Genomic DNA, 6,334 nt, shown 5'->3' on the forward strand with positions numbered 1-6,334 from the left:
AACACCGCCACCAGCGGATCATCGGCGCCCGGCACGTCCGCCACCAGAAGGTCGTTCGCGACCACCCGGAACCTGAGGCTTCCCAGGCCGGAGCCGGGCAAACGGAATCGGAGGATCTGCTCGCGCGGCAAATGGAACTTCAGGCCCACCTCGCCGCCCGTCGTGCTCGCCACAAACGGCGATTCCCACAACGTCTTCCCGTCCAGCCCGGAATAGACGAAGAGGATGCCTTCGCCGTAGACGTTCGGCACATTGGCCGGTGCCTGCGACCCGCCGTCCGCCACGGAGCACCATGCCGCCGGTCCGAAGAGGACGATAAACGCCGCCAAGGCCCGGCTCATCCGTTTCACCATTCTCGCCTCCTCCCAGGTTCCGGAACCTTATACGACTTGGCAGAGTCTAGCCGTGTCATGGGGTGATTGCAATTGCCCCCGGTCCGGCGGAGAGAAAATGGGGTCAGACCCCATTTTTCTAAGCACCTGCAAACAAAGAGGTTATGAAAGCGATTTTTAGGATTTGGGGGATTCTCCGTGGCCGGCCTCAGCCGCCGAAATACCGCTGGACGACGTCGCGGTCTTCAGGCCGGACCTCCGGCGGAACGGGCATACCCGCGGCGGCGCCGGCGCCGACCTCCGCCGGCACGGCGGAAGAGCCTGCGGCCGGCGCCTCGCTCGGTCGCGCCGCCCCAGCGACCGCGGCGCCTTCGGCCGGGGCCGGCGCCTCGGCCAAACCCAGCGCTCGCCGCGCCTGCTCGAGCGCCGCCAGGACCACCTCCGCGCCTTGGCGCGACGGGTCGCCCAGCGCTTCGGTTATCGCAGCGGCTAATCGCCCGAGGGTCTCGGCCGCGTCGCCTTTGCTCTGGCGGACGGCGTCAGCGGCCGCCTGAAGTTCCGCAGCCAGGCGCGCGAAATTCGCCGCGGCGGCTGCCGGCGCCGCGCCCTCCAGGGCGTCGGCCAGACATTCGCGCTCCACCGGCGGCATGCCGGTCGTGCCCGGCTCCCCGCGCAGACGGTTGGCCAGTTCGCCCGCCGCGGCGCCGGCCCCCGCGCCGTCGCCTGCACCGGCCGCTTCGACCATCTTCTTGACCTGCGGGTTCTCAATTTTCTGGAGCGCCTCGCCTGCCGCCCGACGCCGCTCCGCCGCCTGGGCGGCCGCCTGGCGCACTTCCTGCGTGGCCTCCTCGGCGTCGCGCCGGCGGGCGCCGGCCTCGAGGAGCCGGCCCACCGACCGCTCGACGGCCTGCCGGAGGTCCGGAGCGATCCGCTCATCGCGCGCCGCCCGGGTGAGCGCATCGGCAGCCCGTGATGCCGCCGGCGCCGCCAGCGGCGGCCCCGCGACGGACGGCACGAAGGAAAGGCTTGCCAGGACGAGAATGGCGGCGAGGACCAACCGCCCGCGCCGCCCGAGCGACCTGGCGAGGGACGAGTTCGGGATAGAAAGCCGCTCGGCCGCCGACCGCGCCTGTTCCAGCAGTTGGGCGTCCAGTGCGTGGCCCGGCGACTCGGCCGCGGCATCGAGCACCTCGAGGGCCGTCGCCAGACGTTCCTTCAGCCGGCCCGCGCGGTCGGCCGCCAGCGCCGCCTGCCGCAGCGACGCGCCGACGAAAAGCCGTGCGAGGAAAGCCGCCGCGAAACCGGCGGCCGGCCAGACGAGGGGCCAGAGGGGCTCCGCCCATCCTGCGGGAAGCGCGTGCGGCCAGAAAACCCGGAGAAGCGTTTGAACCAGAGCGGCGCCCGCACCGACGAGCGCGCCGGCCAATCCCGCCTCAGCCGCCCGCACCACGAGCAGCCGACGACGCACACGGCGCAGCGATTTTTCGAGCGGATCCATGGCGCGACTCCTCGCCGCCCTTCCTGTTAGATTATACGACGGCGGGCTGGTTCGCGTTAAAACTGTCGGCGGCGGCGTGAGGACGAAATGCCCAGTTCTTCGCGGTACTTGGCGACGGTTCGGCGGGCGACGTCGAGACCCTCGGCCCGCAGCCTCTCGACCAGTTGTTCGTCGGACAGCGGCTTCGCCTTGTCTTCCGTGTCGACGATCGCCTTCAGCCGCTGCCGAACCTGGTCCCACGCCACGTCGTCGCCGTTGGCGTTCTGCGTCCCGCCCGTGAAGAAGTCGCGCAGGGCGTAGATGCCCCAGGGGGTGTCGGCGTACTTGTCGGCGACGGCCCGCGAGATCGTCCCGACGTGCCGCCCTACGTCGTCCGCCACTTCCTGCATCTTCAGCGGCCGGATCTGGTCGGGGCTCTCGTCGAAGAACGGCCGCTGGAACTTCACGATGGATCGCGCGACGCGCTCCAGCGTGTCGCGGCGCTGCTCGATGGCGTCGATCAGCCAGCGCGCCGACCGGATGTTCCGTGCGACGAACCCGCGCGTCTTCTCGTCCAGGTCGTGCTGTTTGACGAGTCGGCGATAGGTCCGGCTGATGTAGAGTTCCGGTGCGCCTCGCCGCTCGACCGTCACGCGCCACTCGCCGGCCTCGTCGTCCCACTCGATCCGAACGTCGGGGATGATCGGCGGCGTGTGCTCGGGGCTCACCGCCATCCCGGGATGCGGATTCAGACGCCGAATCCGTTCGACCGCCTCTTTCACGGCCTCGATCCCGACGCCCAGCGCCTTGGCCATCTGCGGATACCGGTTCGCCTCGATGTCCTTGAGGTGGTGGCGGATGAGCTGAACCTCCAGCGCGTCCTCCGGAAGGGCCCCGGCCCCGTCACCGAACGACGGGTCCGCCGCCAGTTGCACCAGGAGACACTCCTCCAGATTCCGCGCGGCGACGCCCGTCGGCCCGCTCCGCTGCACCAGCCGCAGCACCGTTTCCATTTCCTCGGGCGATGCGGGCGGGTCGGCCTCCTCGGCCAATCCCTCCAAGCCCACCCGTAGGTATCCGTTGTCGTCCAGGTTCCGGATCACCAGGTCGCCCAGTTGCGATACGCGCTCCGGCACGTCCTCCAGGTGCCACTCCGCCAGCATGTGTTCCTGGAGGGTCTGGCCGGTGTCAGGCGTGTTCTGCATGGCCTCGAACTTCGGATCCGGTTCGCCGCTCGCGACGCGCGGTCGCTGCCACGTGGATGTTTCATCGAAGTAAGTCTCCCACCGGTCCACGAGGTTCGACAGGCGCTCGAAGTCCTCCGCGCCCCCTTGCGCATCGCGCACCACCAGGTTCTGTTCCGACTCTGTGCGGGTCGACGGTTCCGATTCCTCATCCGTCTCCTGCGGCGTCTCCGGCGAGTCCTGACGGATCTCCAGCACCGGGTTGGCGATCAGTTCCTGGTTGATCCGCTCCTCGAGCGCCATGAGCGGCAACTGGAGGATCTCCATCGCCTGGATCATCCGCGGCGCCAGGATCATCCGCTGCTCAAGACGTTGCCGGAGACTCGTGTCGAATCGCATCCTATCCGTCCATTTCGCGCCGGTCCCGCAGCGCGTCCGCCAGCATCCCCTGGTTTGCGTAATCCAGGCTCGCGCCCGCTGGCAGGCCCCGCGCCAGCCGCGTCACCTTCACGCCCGTCTCCCGCAGCCGCTCGGCCACGTAGAGGGCCGTCCCGTCGCCCTCGGCCGTGGCCGCGAACGCGAGGATCACTTCCTCGACCTCGCCGCCCACCACGCGCTTCGCGAGGTGCTCGACGTCGAGGCGATCGGGCCCGCGCCCTTCCGTCGGCGCCAAGAGGCCGCCCAGCACGTGGTAGAGGCCGTCGTAGCCCCCGGTGGCCTCGATCCGGATGACGTCCTTCGGTTTCTCGACGACGCAGATCCGCGAGTGGTTTCGCCGCGCGCTCGAGCAGATCGCGCACCGGTCCTTGTCCGCCAGCGCCCCGCATTCGGCGCAGTGGCCGACTTTCGCCTTAATGTCCCGCACGGCCTGGGCGAGGGCCTTCACTTCCTCCTCGTCGCCCTCCAGCAGATGGAACGCGATCCGCTCGGCGCTTCGCCGGCCGATGCCCGGCAACCGGCCGAGCGCCTCGATCAACCGCTCCATCGTCTCCGTGTAGGCGTCCATAATTTTTCCTGTCGCTCCCGGCGCGGGAGCGCTTGGCGCCAACTGAACGTTGCCGCGTGCTTCCGCCCGCGCGCCCGTTTAGCCGCCCCGCTTGCGGGGCGCGTGCCGTTGCCCCGGTGGACGGGCTCGAACGACGTTTTCTACCCCAGCAGGTCCGCGAGGCCCGGCGGCAAGGGCAGGCCACCCAGGAGCCGCGACATCTCCGCCCGCTGAAGGGCCCGCGCCTTCGCCATCGCCTGGCTCACCGCGCCCCGGACCATGTCTTCCAGGAGTTCGACCTCGTCCGGGTTCACGACCTGCGGGTCGATTCTGAGGCCCACGAGTTTCTGCATCCCATTGGCTGTTGCGACGACCATGCCGTCCCCGGCCGACCCTTCCCCCGTCTGCCTCGCGAGCGATTCCTGGGTCTCTTTCATCTTTTGCTTCATCGCACCGGCGTTGCGCATCAAGCCCAGGAGGTCGCCGAGTCCGCCCATCCGTCCGTCTCCAATTGGTTTCAGTCTTCGATATTGACGATCCGGCCGTCGAAGAGGCGAATCGCTTTTTGGATGAGCGGGTCCATCATGGCCTCGTCGAGTTTTTGCCGCTTCGCGGGTTCGCGCGGCGGGGGAGGCTGCCCGTTCGGCGCCTCGGCCCCTGGGTCCAGCCGCGCGGCCTCCACTTCCGGCGGCGCGTCCGGCGGCTCGGCGCCAGGTTTCTCGGCTTCGCCTGGGACACGTCCTCCGTTTTCACTCAGGCCGTGCTTTTTTTTTTCGCCGGCCATCGGCTGCGGCACGGGCCTCGACGACCCGCCCGCAAGCGACCGCTCCAGCCGCTCCAGCCGCCCCAGGACCTCCGGCAACGGTTCCATCTCCGCGAGCGACGCCAGCCGCACCACCGCCAATTCCGCCACCGGCCGGCCGTCCGCCGCCCAGCGCGCCCGCGACCGTGCTTCCACCAGGTACCCCATCGCCGCCACGAGCGCCGGCACGGACAGTTTCTCCGCCTCGGCCGCCAAGGCCTTCGGGTCCGGCCCGAACACGTCCACCAGTTCCACGTCCGAGCCGCACGTCTTGACGACCAAGAGGTCCCGGACGAGGCGGATGCACTGGTCCAGGAGCGCGAGGACGTCGGCCCCGCCGGCCAGGAGGTCGGCGAATTTCCGCAGCGCCGCGCCGGCGTCGCCGTCGGCGCACGACGCGAGGAGCGCCAGCATCTGGTCGCCGGAGACGGCCCCGACGCTGTCGCGGACGGCCTCGATCGTCACTTTGCCGCCGCCCACGGCGATCGCCTGGTCCAGCAGCGTCAGGGCGTCGCGCACGCTCCCGCGTCCCTCGCGCGCGATCGCCAGGAGCGCCTCCGCATCGGCCTTCACCTTTTCCTGTTTGCAGATGTTCGCGAGGTGCTCCGCGATGCGATTCGTCGGCACGGCGCGGAAATCAAACCGCTGGCACCGCGAGAGGATCGTTGCAGGGAGCTTCTCCGGCTCGGTCGTCGAGAAGAGGAAGAGGACGTGTTCGGGCGGCTCTTCGAGGGTTTTCAGGAGGGCGTTAAAGGCGTTGCGGGAGAGCATGTGGACTTCGTCAATGTAGTAGATCTTGTAGCGCGCCCGGGCGGGGCGGTAGTAGGCGTTCTCGCGCAGCGTCCGGACGTCGTCCACGCCGGTGTTCGATGCGCCGTCGATCTCCAGAACGTCCACGTCCTCGCCGCGGTGGATGCTGGTGCAGATGTCGCATTTGCCGCAAGGCTCCGCCGTCGGACCTTTCTCGCAGTTCAGCGCCGCCGCCAGGATCCGCGCCATCGTCGTCTTTCCGACGCCGCGCGTCCCGCAAAAGAGGTAGGCGTGGGCGACGCGCCCCGTCGCGATCGCGCTGGCGAGCGTCCGCGCGATGGGCTCCTGGCCGACGACCTCGTCGAATTTCTTCGGGCGGTAACGCCGCGCTAGCACCGTGTAGGCCATGACTGTTTTCGTCTTTCAATCCGCAATCGAAAACACGCGCGGGGCAAGCCCCGCGGCTAACTGTGGCGTGCCGTTTCGCCGTTCAATCCGCAATCCGCAATTTTACCCGCCGTAGCCTTGGCGAAGGCGGGCCGAAATATAAAAAATGGCCGTGCACCTCCCGTCGAATAAGGTCAACCGCGGGTTGCGGTCTCCGTGGCTCCGGTCCGACGAGCCCACGGCGCCTGGGCCTTCCGGCTTAGGGCTGCTGCCTTCCGGCCCTGACCCGGTTCACCGGCGACCCATCGCATGGGGTCCGACCTTCAACGCCCGGTGGACCGCTCCCTATCGACCGACCAAAGCCTCGGGGAGGAATTCAGCCCTGCTGGAGCGGGTTGCAGGTACAGGGCACCGCTA

General features: G+C 69.0%; 6 protein-coding genes and 1 other RNA gene. All 7 read right to left on the reverse strand.

The genetic code is table 11. The features are described from left to right. Nucleotides 1–353: hypothetical protein (locus NTX40_10765; GenBank protein MCX5649555.1), on the reverse strand; the 353-nt coding region annotated here is incomplete at its 3' end. Between the two features lie 187 nt (nt 354–540). Beyond that, complete coding sequence (locus NTX40_10770; protein MCX5649556.1) at nt 541–1,830, reverse strand: hypothetical protein; 1,290 nt, start codon at nt 1,828–1,830, stop codon at nt 541–543. A 56-nt stretch (nt 1,831–1,886) separates the two neighbouring features. Next, nucleotides 1,887–3,392, reverse strand: coding sequence for an RNA polymerase factor sigma-54 (gene rpoN / locus NTX40_10775; protein MCX5649557.1), 1,506 nt, complete (start codon nt 3,390–3,392; stop codon nt 1,887–1,889). A 1-nt stretch (nt 3,393) separates the two neighbouring features. Next, entirely contained in the window at nt 3,394–3,999 is a 606-nt protein-coding gene (gene recR / locus NTX40_10780) for a recombination mediator RecR (GenBank protein MCX5649558.1), read from the reverse strand. Between the two features lie 140 nt (nt 4,000–4,139). Next, complete coding sequence (locus NTX40_10785) at nt 4,140–4,475, reverse strand: YbaB/EbfC family nucleoid-associated protein (protein ID MCX5649559.1); 336 nt, start codon at nt 4,473–4,475, stop codon at nt 4,140–4,142. Between the two features lie 20 nt (nt 4,476–4,495). Continuing rightward, the gene (gene dnaX / locus NTX40_10790) at nt 4,496–5,938 is read right to left on the reverse strand and encodes a DNA polymerase III subunit gamma/tau (protein ID MCX5649560.1); all 1,443 of its coding nucleotides are present in this window, start codon (nt 5,936–5,938) and stop codon (nt 4,496–4,498) included. A 149-nt stretch (nt 5,939–6,087) separates the two neighbouring features. Next, nucleotides 6,088–6,334, reverse strand: an RNA gene (gene ffs, locus NTX40_10795) — signal recognition particle sRNA large type; the annotation flags it as partial.

Source organism: Planctomycetota bacterium (assembly GCA_026387035.1).
Lineage (GTDB): Bacteria > Planctomycetota > Phycisphaerae > FEN-1346 > FEN-1346 > JAPLMM01.

What these genes read in the sequence shown, in the direction of transcription:
- rpoN (MCX5649557.1), bottom strand. Translation starts at nt 3,392, where the DNA reads ATGCGATTCGACACGAGTCTCCGGCAACGTCTTGAGCAGCGGATGATC.
- recR (MCX5649558.1), bottom strand. Translation starts at nt 3,999, where the DNA reads ATGGACGCCTACACGGAGACGATGGAGCGGTTGATCGAGGCGCTCGGC.
- NTX40_10785 (MCX5649559.1), bottom strand. Translation starts at nt 4,475, where the DNA reads ATGGGCGGACTCGGCGACCTCCTGGGCTTGATGCGCAACGCCGGTGCG.
- NTX40_10770 (MCX5649556.1), bottom strand. Translation starts at nt 1,830, where the DNA reads ATGGATCCGCTCGAAAAATCGCTGCGCCGTGTGCGTCGTCGGCTGCTC.
- dnaX (MCX5649560.1), bottom strand. Translation starts at nt 5,938, where the DNA reads ATGGCCTACACGGTGCTAGCGCGGCGTTACCGCCCGAAGAAATTCGAC.